This is a genomic window from Pseudomonas fluorescens, assembly GCF_018614655.1.
Taxonomy (GTDB): Bacteria; Pseudomonadota; Gammaproteobacteria; order Pseudomonadales; family Pseudomonadaceae; genus Aquipseudomonas; species Aquipseudomonas fluorescens_BX.
Genome location: NZ_JAGGOG010000001.1, coordinates 1 through 14949, shown reverse-complemented (window position 1 = coordinate 14949; position 14949 = coordinate 1). Strand labels below are relative to the sequence as shown.

Annotated in this window: 11 protein-coding genes and 1 pseudogene; 5 read left to right on the top strand and 7 right to left on the bottom strand. The window is 58.8% G+C overall.

The annotated features are described in order from the left end of the window. The first annotated feature begins 4 nt into the window (after positions 1–4). Both J7E41_RS00060 and J7E41_RS00055 read left to right on the top strand, forming a co-directional pair. A complete protein-coding gene (locus tag J7E41_RS00060; protein WP_214989381.1) occupies positions 5–514 on the top strand; it encodes a cytochrome P460 family protein in 510 nt (169 codons plus the stop codon). Between the two features lie 23 nt (positions 515–537). Beyond that, the gene (locus J7E41_RS00055; RefSeq protein ID WP_214989380.1) at positions 538–1314 is read left to right on the top strand and encodes an alpha/beta fold hydrolase; all 777 of its coding nucleotides are present in this window, start codon (positions 538–540) and stop codon (positions 1312–1314) included. 134 nt (positions 1315–1448) lie between these two features. On the opposite strand, the gene J7E41_RS00050 is transcribed toward J7E41_RS00055, so the two are convergent. From J7E41_RS00050 to xylA, 4 genes are all read right to left on the bottom strand, one after another. Continuing rightward, on the bottom strand, positions 1449–2585 hold the full coding sequence (locus tag J7E41_RS00050; RefSeq protein WP_214989379.1) for a sugar ABC transporter permease: 1137 nt from the start codon (positions 2583–2585) through the stop codon (positions 1449–1451). Beyond that, positions 2586–4142 (bottom strand): D-xylose ABC transporter ATP-binding protein, encoded by a 1557-nt coding sequence (gene xylG / locus J7E41_RS00045; RefSeq protein WP_214989378.1) that lies wholly within the window; start codon positions 4140–4142, stop codon positions 2586–2588. 91 nt (positions 4143–4233) lie between these two features. Beyond that, a complete protein-coding gene (xylF, locus tag J7E41_RS00040; RefSeq protein WP_214989377.1) occupies positions 4234–5235 on the bottom strand; it encodes a D-xylose ABC transporter substrate-binding protein in 1002 nt (333 codons plus the stop codon). Positions 5236–5430: 195 nt separating this feature from the next. After that, a complete protein-coding gene (gene xylA / locus J7E41_RS00035) occupies positions 5431–6747 on the bottom strand; it encodes a xylose isomerase (RefSeq protein ID WP_214989376.1) in 1317 nt (438 codons plus the stop codon). A 163-nt stretch (positions 6748–6910) separates the two neighbouring features. Between xylA and J7E41_RS00030 the strand changes: the two genes are divergently transcribed. The 3 genes from J7E41_RS00030 to J7E41_RS00020 all read left to right on the top strand — a co-directional run bounded on the left by J7E41_RS00030 (position 6911) and on the right by J7E41_RS00020 (position 11305). Further along, positions 6911–8104, top strand: coding sequence for a XylR family transcriptional regulator (locus tag J7E41_RS00030; protein WP_214989375.1), 1194 nt, complete (start codon positions 6911–6913; stop codon positions 8102–8104). Between the two features lie 99 nt (positions 8105–8203). Next, on the top strand, positions 8204–10330 hold the full coding sequence (locus J7E41_RS00025; RefSeq protein WP_214989374.1) for a TonB-dependent siderophore receptor: 2127 nt from the start codon (positions 8204–8206) through the stop codon (positions 10328–10330). 183 nt (positions 10331–10513) lie between these two features. Then, complete coding sequence (locus tag J7E41_RS00020) at positions 10514–11305, top strand: PhzF family phenazine biosynthesis protein (RefSeq protein WP_214989373.1); 792 nt, start codon at positions 10514–10516, stop codon at positions 11303–11305. A 104-nt stretch (positions 11306–11409) separates the two neighbouring features. Here J7E41_RS00020 and J7E41_RS00015 read toward each other — a convergent pair. The 3 genes and pseudogenes from J7E41_RS00015 to J7E41_RS00005 all read right to left on the bottom strand — a co-directional run bounded on the left by J7E41_RS00015 (position 11410) and on the right by J7E41_RS00005 (position 14491). Then, positions 11410–12791 (bottom strand): annotated as a pseudogene (locus tag J7E41_RS00015) (LLM class flavin-dependent oxidoreductase). A 36-nt stretch (positions 12792–12827) separates the two neighbouring features. Beyond that, positions 12828–13673 carry an amino acid ABC transporter permease gene (locus tag J7E41_RS00010; protein WP_214989372.1) on the bottom strand — a complete coding sequence of 282 codons (846 nt, stop codon included), beginning with the start codon at positions 13671–13673 and terminating at the stop codon, positions 12828–12830. After that, a complete protein-coding gene (locus J7E41_RS00005; RefSeq protein WP_214989371.1) occupies positions 13670–14491 on the bottom strand; it encodes an ABC transporter substrate-binding protein in 822 nt (273 codons plus the stop codon). Before J7E41_RS00005 ends, J7E41_RS00010 begins: the two co-directional genes overlap by 4 nt. Positions 14492–14949: the final 458 nt, after the last annotated feature.

The following is a 14949-nucleotide window of genomic DNA, read 5'->3' as shown; positions in this document are numbered from 1 at the left end:
AACGATGAAACTCAAGTACCTGGCCGTATTGTCCGCTGCCATGGCGTCGGTGGCACTGACCGCTACCAGTATCGCCCTGGGCGACGTCACTGGTGGCGACGCTTCACCGATCTATGGCGTGAAACTTCCCGACGGTTATCGCAAATGGGAGCTGATAGCGCCGGCACAGGAAGCGGCGCCCCTGGACGAACTTCGAGCTGTTCTGGGCAATGATCTGGCAATCAAGGCCTATCAGGATTCAACACTGCCGTTCCCCGACGGAACGGTGCTGGTGAAGCTCGCCTGGAAACACGCTCAGTCCCCAGAGTTCGAGCCGGCCTCCATCCCCGGTGCGGCCACCACCGTTCAGGTGATGGTCAAGGACTCAATGAAATATGCATCAACCGGCGGCTGGGGGTTTGGTCGCTTTATCAATGGCAAACCCGCCGATGAGGCACAGCACCAGACCTGCTTCGCCTGCCACCAGGCGCGAGTGCAGAACCACGACTTCGTCTTCACGCGATTCGCCCAATAGCCCAATCGGTCAAGGAGTTCTCAATGAAAAAAGTAATTGCCGCACTGGCCTGCACCGCCAGCCTGATCATAGGCGCCAATGCTTGCGCGCACGTTGAAAAGCCCACTGTCGTTCTCGTGCACGGCGCTTTTGCCGACGCTTCGAGCTGGAATGGTGTGGTGAAAATCCTCGAGAAAGATGGCTACACGGTGGTTGCCGCAGCCAATCCCTTACGCAGTGTGAAAAGCGATGGCGCGGCTGTTTCCGCATTGCTGGCCAGCATCAAGTCGCCCGTTGTGCTGGTTGGCCATTCCTACGGCGGCAATGTCATCAGCGAAGCGGCCAACGACCGTGCCAATGTAAAGGCACTCGTTTACGTCAGCGCATTCGCACCCGAGGCGGGCGAGACCGTCGCCGGGCTTGCCGGCAAATTCCCGGGGAGTACCCTCGGGCCGACTCTTGCTGCACCTGTCGCACTGGCTGAAGGTGGCAACGATCTGTACATCCAGCAGGATAAGTTCCACGACCAATTCGCCGCTGACGTCCCCGCCGCGCAGGCGGCATTGATGGCGGCGACTCAGCGTCCGGTCACCGAGGCGGCGTTGAACGAGCAGTCAGGCGTACCCGCCTGGAAGCATATTCCGTCCTGGTACATCTATGGCGATAAGGACAAGAATATTCCACCGCAAACCATGGCGTTCATGGCCAAGCGGGCCGAGGCCAGGGACGTGGAAGTTGTTAAAGGGGCTTCCCATGTAGTGATGGTTTCACATCCGGAGCCGGTAGCCCGACTGATTGAAAAGGCGGCTATGGCGAAGTAATCCCGACGTTTGTGACGGGCAGGTAGACAGGCGGCCCGTCGTAGATCAATCAACTCTCAAGGGGCGGGCTTGAAATCAGGTGGCAGGCCCCTGGCGCGCCACCGTATTTCGGGTCAAAAGCTTCCTGTTGTTGCTCAGCGCCGGCTACTGCGGGTGCTGACGTCCACCCAGACAGCAAGCACCAAAATGCTGCCCTTGACGATCATCTGCCAGTAGCTGTCGACGTCGAGCATCGACATGCCGTTGTCCAGGCTACTGATCACCAGCGCACCGAGCAGTGCGCCGTAGACAGTGCCCGAGCCCCCGCGCATGGAGGTGCCGCCGATGAAGCAGGCTGCGATGGCGTCCAGTTCGCCCATGTTGCCGGCGGAGGGTGAGCCGGCAGCCAGGCGTGCGGTATTGACCAGGCCGGCGAGGGCGCACATCACACCCATGATGCCGAAGATCCACAGTTTGACCGCCTGCACGTTGATCCCGGACAGGCGCGTGGCCTCCATGTTGCTGCCCACCGAGTAGATGCGTCGGCCGAACACGGTTTGGCTGGTCACGTAGCTGAAGACACCCAGCAGCACCAGCAGAAGCAGTACGGGCACGGGAATGCCATCGTAGCTGTTGAGGGTGTAGACGAAGCCCGCCAGCACGAGGCCGATCAACACCACGCGTACGGTGTCGCGCAGCATCGACGCAACCGCCAAGCCATGTAAGGCGCGGTTGCGGCGTTGGCGCCAGGTCAAAAACAAGGTGAGCCCGAACAGCAACACACCCAGAATCACCCCGACCAGCGTCGGCAGGTAGCCTTGGCCGATGTAAACCAGCTCGGCCGACACTGGCGCAATCGTGGTGCCGCCGGTGATGCCCAACAGCACGCCGCGAAACGCTAACATCCCGCCCAGGCCCACGATGAACGAAGGGATGCGCAGGTACGCAGTCATGTAGCCGTTGCTCAGGCCAATCAGCAAGCCGCAGAGCGCGACAATGGCGAGGTTGAGCGGCAGCGGCACGTGGTAGACCACATCGAGAATCGCCGCGACGCCGCCGAGCAAGCCCAACATCGAGCCCACCGAGAGGTCGATTTCGCCACTGATGATCACCAACACCATGCCGCAGGCGAGAATGCCGGTGATGGACATCTGCCGCAGCAGGTTCGACAGGTTGCGTGGCGTGAGGAAGCCACCTTCGGTCTGCCAACTGAAAAACAGCCAGATGAGGGCAACGGCGAGAAACAGGGCGAGTATTTTGTAGCGCGTGAATAGCTGTTTGACCTGCTTCATTTACGCGGACTTCCGATCATTGTGGTCATGCCCATTCGACTGGCCAAGTGCGGCGGCGAGCACTTGCTCCTGGGTCAGCTCCTGGTTGATGAAATCGCCGCGCAGTTGCCCTTCGCCGATCACCAGTACCCGGTCAGAGACGCCCAGGACCTCGGCCAACTCCGATGACACCATGATGATTGACACGCCCTCGGCGGCCAGTGCCCCCATCAATTTATAGATCTCGTATTTGGCGCCTACATCCACACCGCGAGTGGGTTCGTCGAGGATCAGCACGCGAGGTTTGGTCAGCAGCATTTTGGCCAGGACCGCTTTCTGCTGGTTGCCTCCGGAGAGGCTGGTGATCGGCAGGAAGGGGTTCGCCGCCTTCAGGTGCATGCGCTGGATTTGCTGCTCGATACTGCCCAGTTCCGCTTCGGCGTCGATACGTGTGAGGTGGGAAAAGTTGTCCAATACCGCAAGCGTGATGTTCTGCCCGACGCCCAGGTCCGGGACGATGCCCTGGCGTTTGCGGTCTTCGGGAACCATGCACAATCCGGCGCGAATGGACTTCAGCGGTGTGCGGGTGTCGATGGGTTTGCCGTCCAGCCAGACCTCGCCGTCGTAGCGGCCGGGGTAGGCGCCAAACAGCGCTGACACCAGCTCCGTGCGGCCGGCGCCGACCAGCCCGGCGATACCAAGGATTTCACCACGCCGCAGGGAGAACGAGATATCGTCCACCCGCTTGCGGCTCGGGTTGTCGACATCGTAGCAAGTGATGTGACGCGCCTCGAACAGCACCTCGCCGATCTCATGGGGTTCGGTGGGGTACAAATTGCTCATCTCACGGCCGACCATCTGGGTGATGATGCGGGGCACATCCATGTCGGCCATGGCGGTGGTGGCGATGTGTTTGCCGTCGCGGATCACCGAAATGGTGTCGCAGATCGCCGACACTTCATCGAGTTTGTGTGAGATGTAGACGCAGGCGACGCCCTTGGCTTTGAGCGCGCGGATGATGTCCAGCAGCACGTCGATTTCCGAGCGGGTCAGCGCCGAGGAGGGTTCGTCGAGGATGAGCAGGCGTGCCTTCTTGTTCAGTGCCTTGGCGATTTCCACCAGTTGCTGGTAGCCGCCGCCGTATTGCGAGACGGGCAGGGCGACATTCATGTCCGGCACGTTCAGTTCGCGCATCAGCGCTTCGGCGCGGTGCATCATGGCGGGGTAGTTCATGCGTGCGCCGGGCAGCGTCAATTCGTGCCCCATGAAGATGTTTTCCGCAACGCTGAGGTCGGGCACCAGCGTCAATTCCTGATGGATGATGACGATGCCGGCGGCTTCGGTTTCGGCGATCGAGTTTGCCCGCAGCGGCTTGCCGTCCCAGAGGATCTCGCCCTCCCAGGTACCACACGGATAGACGGCCGACAGTACTTTCATCAGGGTCGATTTACCGGCCCCGTTCTCCCCACACAGGCCAACGCATTCCCCAGGCTTGATCCTGATGTCGATGCCATTGAGCGCTTTGACGCCATCGAAGGTTTTGACGATGTTGTTCATTTCAAGCAAATAATCGGACATGACGAGTACTCATTCCACAGCGAAAAGGCGAGGTGACAGGCACGCTCCTTGCGGGTGCCGCCTTCGGCAACGCCCGCAAGGAACCGTACGGTTACTGCCCGTCGATTTGCGCTTTGGTATAGAACCCGTCTTCTTCCAGCACGTTGATGTTGTCTTTAGTCAGTGGAGTTGGCTTGAGCAGGATGCTTTCGACCTGTTTGCTGCCGTTGTCGTACTGGGAGTTGTAGGCAGGTTTCTCGTTACGCACCAGTTGCACCGACAGCTTGGCGGCCTCGGAGGCGAGCAACTTCAGTGGTTTGTAGACCGTCATGGTCTGGGTGCCGGCGATGACGCGCTTGATCGCCGCGAGGTCGGCGTCTTGCCCTGAGACCGGTACCTTGCCCGCGAGCTTTTGCGCGGCGAGGGCCTGAATCGCGCCGCCTGCAGTCGCGTCGTTGGAGGCAACGATGCCGTCGATTTTGTTGTTGTTAGCGGTCAAGGCGTTCTCGACGATGCTCAGCGCTTCGGTCGGGTTCCATTCCTTGACCCATTGCTGGCCGACGATTTTGATGTCGCCTTTGTCGATAGAAGGCTGCAGCACCTTCATCTGGCCTTGACGCAGGATCTTCGCGTTGTTGTCAGTCGGTGCACCGCCGAGCAGGAAGTAGTTACCTTTAGGCTGGGCATTCAACACACCTTGGGCCTGCATCTCGCCGACCTTTTCGTTATCGAAGGAGATGTAGGCATCGATATCGGCGTTCAGGATCAGCCGGTCGTAGGACAGCACTTTGACGCCCGCTTTTTTCGCCTCGGCAACGACGTTATTCAATACCGTGGCATTGAACGGCACGATGACAATCACATCGACGCCACGGGAGATCAGGTTTTCGATCTGGGAAATCTGCCGTTGTTCGTTGGCATCAGCCGATTGCACATAGACCTTGGCGCCCAATTGTTCGGCTGCCGCAGTGAAGTAGTCACGATCACGAGCCCAGCGTTCGAGACGCAAGTCGTCGATGGAAAAGCCGATTTTCGGATGGGCCGCATCGGCCATGACCGAGTTGGACAGCAGTGCCAGAACGCTGGTGAGCACAACGGTTTTCAGGTGTTTCATGATGGTGAGTCCCTTTTATTGTTGTTTAGACGCACTTCTGGACTTGGAACGTATTGCGCATGGAACTGTAGAGCGTTCTTGAGGGGCGGCGCGTAGAGGTTTGTCGCGAGAATGTAACCGAGCAGTCACGTCTGCACCTTGAGCCGGGCAGACGTGACGCGTGGCCTGTACTCCCTCGACGATCAGCCCCCGCATTTATGGGTAGATGAAGCGGTTCACCACGCCTTCGAGCATCTCTTGGCGGCCACTCACCGCTTGCGGGTTCAGCTCGTGGCTGAAGGCATGTTCGGCCAGCGACTCCAGGCTGAAATCGCCTCCGAGCACGGCACGTCCCAGCGACTGGTCCCAACCGGCATAACGCTGGGTCTTGAAGCGCTCGAGGGCGTCGTCCTGGAGCATGGTCGCCGCGCGTTCCAGTGACAGCGCGAGTACATCCATCGCCGCAACGTGGCCGTAGAACAGGTCCACTTCGTCGAGGCTTTGGCGGCGCACTTTGGAGTCAAAGTTGTAGCCACCCCCTTTGAATCCACCCGCCTTGAGCACCTCGTAGGTAATCAGCGTCAGCTCTTCGACGCTGTTGGGAAATTGGTCGGTGTCCCAGCCGTTCTGTGGATCGCCGCGGTTGGCGTCGATGCTGCCGAAGATGCCGAGCGAAGCGGCGGTGGCGATTTCGTGGTGAAAGCTGTGGCCGGCCAGTGTGGCGTGGTTGGCTTCTATATTGACCTTGATTTCTTTCTCCAGGCCGAACTGGTGGAGGAAGCCATACACGGTGGCGCTGTCGTAGTCATATTGGTGCTTGGTCGGCTCCTGTGGCTTGGGCTCGATAAACAGCTCGCCAGTGAAGCCGATTTTGTATTTGTGCTCGACCACCATGCGCATGAAACGCCCGAGTTGCTCGCGCTCGCGCTTGAGATCGGTATTGAGCAGGGTCTCGTAACCTTCGCGACCGCCCCACAGTACATAGCTGGAACCCTTGAGGCGCCGGGTGGCGTTCATTGCGCTGAACACTTGCGCTGCCGCATAGGCAAACACTTCCGGGTTCGGATTGCTGGCGGCGCCCGCGGCAAAGCGCGGGTTGCTGAAGCAGTTGGCCGTGCCCCACAACAACTGGATGCCGGTCTCTTCCTGATGGCGTTCAAGTTGATCGACCATTTGCGCGAAGTTATTGCGGTACTCCTTCAGGCTTGAGCCTTCCGGGGCGACATCGGTGTCGTGAAAACTGTAGTAGTCGATACCCAGCTTGGAGAAGAACTCGAACGCCGCTTCAGCCTTGCCTCGCGCCATTTGCATCGCATCCCCGGGTTGTTGCCACGGACGCTGGAAGGTGCCTGAGCCGAACATGTCGCTGCCGGGCCAGACAAAGTTGTGCCAGTAACAGGCGGCCATTCGCAGGTGTTCGCGCATTGGCTTGCCGAGGATGATCTTGTTGGCATCGTAATGACGAAAGGCCAGGGCAGAGTCGCTATTGGGACCTTCATAGCGGATTTTATCGACAGCGGGAAAGTAGGGCATCGCGAGATCCTTGTTGTTATGAGCGCAGGTGAGCCTTGCCCCGATACTAGCAACGGCCCTGCGCCAAACGATTATGAAAATCACCAAACCTGGGTTCGTTTTTGAGTAGTGGGCCGGGCGTTTTGCGTGCATAGTTTGCCGATATCTTGCAAGGAGACGCCCCGTGAAAACCGTCCCGCCCGTGCACCGGATCGCTCTGCTGTTCAACGGCAACAAGATTTACGATCGCGGCATCATCAGCGGGATCGGCAACTACTTGAGCAGCACGCGGGTGTCGTGGGATTTGTTTCTTGAAGAAGATTTCGTTTACCGGCTGAAGGGGATCGAGCGCTGGCACGGCGACGGCATCATTGCCGACTTCGACGACCCGGCGATGGGCCCGGCGCTGGCGGGTATCCATGTACCGGTGGTGGCGGTGGGCGGGTCTTATGAAGATGAACGCGCTTACCCACAGCATATTCCTTACGTGGCCACCGATAATTTCGCCCTGATCAAGCTGGCGTATGAACACTTGATCGAGGCGGGGCTGACGCGTTTTGCCTGTTTCAGCCTGCCCGAAGCGGATATCAATCGCTGGGCCCAGGAACGGGAAAAAGCCTTTCGCCGGCTGCTCCAGCGCGATGGCCTGCCCGTGGAGGTCTATCGGGGACTGGGCACCAGCGCACCGCTATGGGACACGGCGGTTGAGCAGCAGATCGCCTGGTTGCACAGCCTGCCCAAACCGATCGGCATCATTGCGGTCAGTGATGCCCGCGCACGTCAGTTGCTGCAAGCCTGCCTGACGGCGGGCATCCCGGTGCCGGAACAAGTCGCCCTGATTGGTATCGATAACGACCCACTGACCCGCACCTTGACCCGTGTGCCGCTCAGTTCCGTGATGCAGGGCACCGAAAAAATGGGGCGCACCGCTGCACGTTTGCTCCATCAAATGTTGCACGGCATGCCCTCGGCAGGCAGTCAGATCCTGGTGCCGCCGGAAGCGGTCAACGTGCAGACCTCAAGCCTGCATCAACCCTTGGGTCATCCCTACGTCATGCAAGCGCTGCACTTCATTCGCCAATACGCCTGCCAAGGCATCAAAACCGCCCAGGTCGCCAGCTATGTCGGCGTCTCGCGTTCCTCGCTTGAGGCCCATTTTCGCGCTGAACTCAACCGCAGCGTCCACGACGAAATCCTGCGCTTCAAACTTACCGCGGCGGTTGCCTGCCTGACAAATAGCGGGTCAGGCATTGCCGATATCGCTTATGACTGCGGGTTTAAGTCGGCGCAGTACCTGCATACGGTGTTCAAGCGCGAGTTTGGGTGTACGCCGAGGGAGTATCAGGTGGGGAGAGGGGGAACGTTCAAAATTCGTTAATGAGACACAGTATCAACTGCGAGTAAGTTGCTTTAACATGCGCCGAAAATATTGGGCACCCACGCCCTTCGATTGGCTCATCCCCTAGGTTTCGAACCCATGCGTCGTACTCTGGTTTCTCTCTGCGTGCTTCAGGCGTTTTCACCGTACTCGTGGGCTGAAGAAGCCCCGCCTGAAAAAGCCAGTATTGAGCTGCAGGCTACCGCCATCACCGGCACCTCTGATTACGAAACGGCACAGGGACCGGTCATCGGGTACCACGCCACACGATCCGCGAGTGCAACGCGAACCGATACCTCGATTCATGAAACGCCGCAATCTATCAGCGTGGTCTCCAAGGATGTCGTCGAGGATATCGGCGCCACCCGCTTACAAGACGCTCTTGATTATGCCGGTGGCGTCGGGCGGGCAAATAACTTCGGCGGCCAGGGGCTCACGACCTTCACCGTACGCGGCTTTACCACCGGCGAGTTTTACCGCAATGGTTTCCCGATCAACCGTGGCTACCCGAACATGCCGGACGCCAACACCATCGAGCGCCTGGAAGTGCTGCGCGGGCCGGCGACCATGCTTTACGGCCGTGGCGATCCCGGCGGCACCTTCAACGTGGTCTCCAAGCAACCGCTGGCCGAGCCGACGGTTACCCTCGGTAGCCAACTCGATGACCAGGGCATGCAGCGCGCCACCCTCGACACCTCCGGCCCGCTGGACGAGCAAGGTCGCCTGGCCTATCGCCTGAACGTGGTGGGCGAGGGCGGCGGCACCTTCCGTGACCATGTCGAAACCGAACGCTACGGCGTGACACCGGTTATCACCTGGCAAGCCAGCGATGACACCACGGTGATCTTCGAAGGCGACTTCATGCGCAACAACCACCCGCTGGACCGTGGCCTGACGCGCTATCCCAATCAAAAAGGCACCGCATCACGCGACACCTTCTGGGGTGAAAAAGACATCGGCAAGTTGCACAACGACAACAACATGGCCCAGTTGCGTTTCGAGCACGTGCTCAACGACAACTGGACCCTGGGCGGTGGCTTCCAATGGCTCGACGGCACTTTGCAAGGCAATGCCATTGAAGCCAACAGCCTGGCCGCCGACGGACGCACCCTTAGCCGCAACTTCAACTACCGCAAGCTGGAGTGGACCGACAAAGACACTCAGCTCAACCTCACCGGCCGTTTCTCCACCGGCGGTTTCGATCACACGTTGCTCACCGGCGTCGAATTCGAGGACTACGACTACAAGTCGATTATCCAGCGCTCCAGCGGCACAGCGGGCACTTACGCCATCGACATCTTCAACCCGGTGTATGGCCAGCCGCGTCCGGCGCTGACCCGCACGCCGACCCACGATAAGGAAAACCTCAAGACCTACGCCGCCTTTGTCCAGGACCAGGTGGCCCTGACCGAGCGCCTGAAAGTACTTGCCGGTGTACGCATGGAGCGCTTCGAACACGACTACCACACCTACGTGCCAGGCGGTAAAAGCTGGGAAGCCAGCGACAATGCGGTCACTCCGCGCGTGGGTGTGATCTACGACCTGACCGAGACCGTCGCGGTGTACGCCGATGCGGCACGTTCGTTCAAGCCCAACACCGGCGCCAGCCGCCAGGGGGGTGGTTTTGAGCCAGAGAAAGGCAAGTCCTATGAGGTGGGCGTCAAGTGGGAAGCCCTTGATCGACAGCTGAGTGTCGATGCGGCGATCTACCAGATCGAGAAGAAAAACGTCCTCACCACCGACCCCGAAGACTCAGCCTTCAGTGTCGCCGCCGGCCAGGTGCGCAGCCGTGGTCTGGACCTCAACGTCGCCGGCAATATCACTGCGCAGTGGCGGGTGATCGGCGGCTATGCCTACGTGGACGCCGAAGTCATCAAGGACAACACCCTTCGCGTCGGCTCCCGTTTGGCTAACATCCCACGCAACAGCTTCAGCCTGCTCAACGTCTACGAGTTCCAGGATGGCGCTCTCAAAGGTCTGGGCCTCGGTGCCGGTGGCAAGTACGTCGCCGAGCGGGTGGGGCAGACCTCCAACACGCCATTCGCCATGGACGCCTACACCGTGGTGGATTTGCTCAGTTACTACAAGGTCAACGAAAAAGTCCGGCTGAACCTCGATGTGAAGAACCTGTTCAACCGGGACTATGAGGAAGGCGCGTTCGGCAATGTGTATGCATATCCCGGCGAGCCAAGGACGGTCCAGGTCGGGATTGCTTACACGTTATAGGCCTTCTCGGAACGGCGCGCGTCATCGTGTTTCGCTTTCAATCTGCGTCCGGATTGGCCGCTGTATCCCCAAAAAAACACAGGCCTGTCACTACTAATACTGATCGGTTAAGCGAATAGTGACCACTGTAGGAGCGAGCAAGCTCGCTCCTACGCCTGTCCTATTTCGAATGGATTCCCTCCCATGCGCCTGAAACTCTACCAAATCGACGCCTTCACCGACGAAGTCTTCTCCGGCAGCCCTGCGGCCGTAGTGCCCCTTGAATCCTGGCTTCCCGTCGAAGTCATGCAATCAATTGCGATTGAAAATTCACTCCCGGAAACTGCATTTTTTGTCCTTAACGCGCAGGGGCAGTACGAGATTCGCTGGTTCTCTCCACTGACGGAGATCGACTTCTGCGGCCACGCAACCTTGGCAAGCGCCTTTGTCCTGTTCAACCAACCTGGCGCTTCCAAGTCCATCACGTTCTGGGCCAAGGCCGTTGGAGAGATCCCCGTCACGCAGTTACCGAACGGTGAGATAGAGTTGAATTTCCCTGAACTCGCTCCTCTCCCGCTGGTTGATGTGCCTGTCCAGTTGCTGGAAGGCCTGTCGATCACGCCCAGCGAATATTGGGTCAACCGACAAGCCTACTTTGCTGTTTATACCGATCAACAGCAGGTTGAGGCGGTGGTGCCACGGCTCGATAAGTTGAAAGCGTTGGGCCCGCGTGATGTGGTCGTGACGGCGCCCGGCAAGCAGTACGATTTTGTCTCGCGCTACTTCTGGCCGGCCAACGGGGGTGACGAGGACCCGGTTACCGGTTCCATTCATGCGGGGTTGGCACCGTTCTGGGCAAAGCGCTTGAATAAGTCGCACTTGTTAGCGTTGCAGGCATCACATCGTCGCGGCGTGTTGAACTGCCGCGTTGATGCGGGCCGGGTGTTTGTATCAGGGCGAGGGGTGCAATATCTGGAAGGGGTGATTAGCGTGTAAAGAGGTTGGCAATGGGGCTGCGATTGACGAAAGCAGCCCTTTTTGAATGCCAGCACCGTGTGCCTCTGTCTTGGCGAGGCGAGGTCGTTTCGACACCTCTCGGGTTATAGATTGTTGTCGAAGCGAAATGAGGCTCCGTAAGCCGAGTCGGGTAAATAGTTGCTGCCATCGGCCCTCAGCCTGGACCTGAAAGTCCCACTCTGCGGTTGGGTTCTGTAGAGGCCGCGTTTTTGTAGTTCGGGAATGATCAACTCCACGAAATCTTCAAGTGTGCCGGGACTGATCAAGGGATTGATCATGTAACCGCTGGTGCCGGAAATGCGCGCGTGCTCTTCGATCTTGTCGGCGACCTGTTGCGGGGTGCCCACTAGAATCAAGTCGCTCCCACGGGTGACGTTGGCAAAGCGCTGTTTCACGTCGCCGGCCGTCAGCGGCTTGCCACTGCCATCGGGGCGCATGACATAGGACGTCAGTCCTTCGGTATGGGTCGACAGTGCATCGCTGTCGGCGTAGCGGCTGATGTCGATACCGGTGTCGCCCGCATAACTGACGAGTTGTGCCTGAAGATGGTAGTTGCTTTGCAACGCATCATATTTGCGCTGAGCTTCAATCTCGGTTTTGGCGGTGACGATACGCAGCACGGTCAGGGACTTTACATCCTCACGCTGACGGTCTCGTGCCTGGGCCTGGGTCCAGATGTCCTCCAGGCCCTGACGGATTTCCTGGGGGTTGGATTTGGCGATGAAAATCAGCTCGGCGTGCTTCGCCGCAAACGCGCGACCACGACCGACCAGCCGGCCTGGATCAGTAAAGGTGTGCGCTGTGGTGACGGGGAGGTCAAGTGCGGCCCGGCTACCCGGTAATGTTCCCCAGCGTGGTTGATTGGCCGTACCCGATCACCCCGCGCGTAGAGTTGGCGCGCCTTGTCCGCGACCACGGCATCATCGGCCCAACTGCCCTCCCAGAGCTTGTACACCACGTCGAGAAATTCTTCGGCACGCTCATAGCGATCATCGTGTTTGATCATCTGCTCCAGGCCGAAATTACGCGCGGCGCTGGACAGATAAGAGGTCACGATGTTCCAGCCCACGCGGCCATTGGTCAGGTGATCCAGGGTGCTGAAACGCCGGGCATGGGTAAAGGGGTGTTCGTAGCTGGTGGTGACCGTGACACCGAATGCAAGATTCTCCGTTACCGCGGCCAGGGCCGGAATGATCATCAACGGGTCGTTGGCCGGTGCTTCCACGGCCCATTTCATCGCGGCATCGGCATTGCCGCCAAAGACGTCGTAGAAACCCAGCACGTCGCCGAAGAACAGCATGTCGAGGTTGGCTTGATCGGCAATGCGCGCCAGGTTCGTCCAGTACCCCAGAGAATTGATCGCCAGCCGCTCGTCGGCCGGGTGCGTCCAGAGGCTCGGCGCACCGCCGCAGCCCACACTGGCTTGCTCGTAGAGTGCAAACAACAAAGGTTTTGGATCAGCCATCATGGCTCCTGAAGAAGTAGTCGAAGGGAAAGGGGGTCACCGTGGATTCTTGAACCCTTTGCCGAAATGTCGCTCAAGGCGCACCTGTATCAATTCCAGGCCAATGGAGAGCAGCCAATAGATGACGGCCGCGGTGGTGAGCATTTCGATATAGCGATATGACGACCGACCATAGGACTGCGCCAGAAACATCACTTCCCAGACACCCATGACTGAAATCAATGACGAGTCCTTGAGCATTGAAATGAATTGACTGGTTGTCGGTGGAATGATCGTGCGCATCGCTTGCGGCAGAACGATGTGTAGAAACGTCGCTGTCGGCCCAAGACCCAGAGCCATCGCCGCCTCGCGTTGGCCGGGCGCTACGGCCATGATGCCGGCGCGAAAGATCTCGCTCAGGTAGGCCCCATAGTTCAGTGACAGGGCAATGATGCCCGCGCTGATTGCACCGGGAACCACACCCAGTTGCGGCAGCCCCAGATAAATCAGCAGTATCTGAATCAGCAGCGGCGTACCGCGAAAAAAAGAGGCATAGAAACTGGCAATACCGAACGCCACTGCGCTGGATGACAAGCGTGCCAGCGCCGTCACGAAGCCAAGAAGCAGCGACAGCCAGATCGAGCAAAAGCACAGAAACAGCGTCAGTGCGGCGCCCTGCATAAAACCGTTGGGCCCCAGATGCAGGCCAACAAGGTTCGGCCATTTGTCCAGGATGATCGAGAACTTCAGATCGAAGCTCATGAAAAACAGGGCACACACTCCAAGCAGTGCCGCCCACGTCAGATACAGGCGCGTGCGAAAGCCAAAAAACTGGCTCAAACGGCGCGGCTCGGCTTCGGGTATCACATTCGTCTTGGTTGGGTGTGGATTAAGGGCAGTCATTGGCTGATATCGGCGCCGATCCACTTCCGGGAAATCTTGCTGAGCGTCCCGTCGGCTTTAAGCTGAGTCACAACCTGACTGACTTTGGCATCCCATTCGGCATCGCCTTTTTCGATGGCCACTACGTTGGGTTCTGCATACAGCGTGTCGCCGGCAATTTTGAAACGAGGGTCCTGGGCAATACGTTCGCGGGCAGTGATGAGGTTGGTGACCATGGCATCCAGACGAACCCCAGCGCCGAGCGCCAGGTCTTGGAACGCCACGGTTTCATTGTCGTAGGGCGCCACCTGGACCTGATCGAACGGGTAGATCAAGGGCTTGTCCTCGGCCCCCTCGATCACCAGGTCCTTGTTCAAATACGCTTCGTACGTGGAGGCGCTGATTACGCCGACTTTTTTACCCGAGAGATCCTTCGCCGAGGCGATGCCATTGTCCTTGGCATTCACTACGATGACTGCCGGAGATTGGTAATACTCGACCGGAAAATCGAACACTTCAGCGCGGGCTTTGCTTGGGGTCATCGAGCAAACGCAGATGTCATAACGTCCACTCCAGCGGCCAGCAGCGATCACATCCCAGGACGGGGTCTCCAACTTGAGTTTTACCCCAAGCCGTTGCGCGACAGCCTTGGCGACATCCACGTCAAACCCATCCAACTGGTTCTGCTCATTGAGGAAAGAGAACGGTGGATAGTTTTCCATCAAGACACCGGTGAGCTCGCCTTTTTTCGTCACACGATCAAGCGTGGAACCAGCGAGCGCTACAGAGCAGGTAGCAAGCAGGGCAAGGCCAAGCGGCAGAAGGGCTTTTGTTTTCAAGGCGAGTACTCAGACGGTGATATAAAAAACACCGTTAGATTTAAACGCACTATAAAATCTATGTGTAATTATTTAATGGAATAAGAAACTTGTATCGGGCTATAACGAGTGGCTGATCTTAAAGGCGTTTTGTAGCCGCTGCCGAGGCACGAGGCTGCGATGGGCAAGACGGTATCTGCAGGGCCGCGGCCGATCACCTGTAGCCGCTGGCGCAGCCTGCGATCGGCTGCGCAGCAGTCGCCAGGGTCTTGAAACCGCCGAAGGTCCTGCGGCCCTTATCGCAGCCTCGTGCCTCGGCAGCGGCTACAACGGGCCATGTCGATCACCTGTAGCCGCTGGCGCAGCATGCGATCGGCTGCGCAGCAGTCGCGAGGTTCTTGAAGACGCTGAAGGTCCTGCGGCCCTTATCGCAGCCTCGTACCTCGGCAGCGACTACAGATTAAATGCAGCCATCCTGT

Excerpts from the sequence above, each read along its gene's own strand:
- J7E41_RS00060 (WP_214989381.1), top strand. The coding sequence starts at position 5 with ATGAAACTCAAGTACCTGGCCGTATTGTCCGCTGCCATGGCGTCGGTG.
- J7E41_RS00055 (WP_214989380.1), top strand. The coding sequence starts at position 538 with ATGAAAAAAGTAATTGCCGCACTGGCCTGCACCGCCAGCCTGATCATA.
- J7E41_RS00050 (WP_214989379.1), bottom strand. The coding sequence starts at position 2,585 with ATGAAGCAGGTCAAACAGCTATTCACGCGCTACAAAATACTCGCCCTG.
- xylG (WP_214989378.1), bottom strand. The coding sequence starts at position 4,142 with ATGTCCGATTATTTGCTTGAAATGAACAACATCGTCAAAACCTTCGAT.
- xylF (WP_214989377.1), bottom strand. The coding sequence starts at position 5,235 with ATGAAACACCTGAAAACCGTTGTGCTCACCAGCGTTCTGGCACTGCTG.
- xylA (WP_214989376.1), bottom strand. The coding sequence starts at position 6,747 with ATGCCCTACTTTCCCGCTGTCGATAAAATCCGCTATGAAGGTCCCAAT.
- J7E41_RS00025 (WP_214989374.1), top strand. The coding sequence starts at position 8,204 with ATGCGTCGTACTCTGGTTTCTCTCTGCGTGCTTCAGGCGTTTTCACCG.
- J7E41_RS00020 (WP_214989373.1), top strand. The coding sequence starts at position 10,514 with ATGCGCCTGAAACTCTACCAAATCGACGCCTTCACCGACGAAGTCTTC.
- J7E41_RS00010 (WP_214989372.1), bottom strand. The coding sequence starts at position 13,673 with ATGACTGCCCTTAATCCACACCCAACCAAGACGAATGTGATACCCGAA.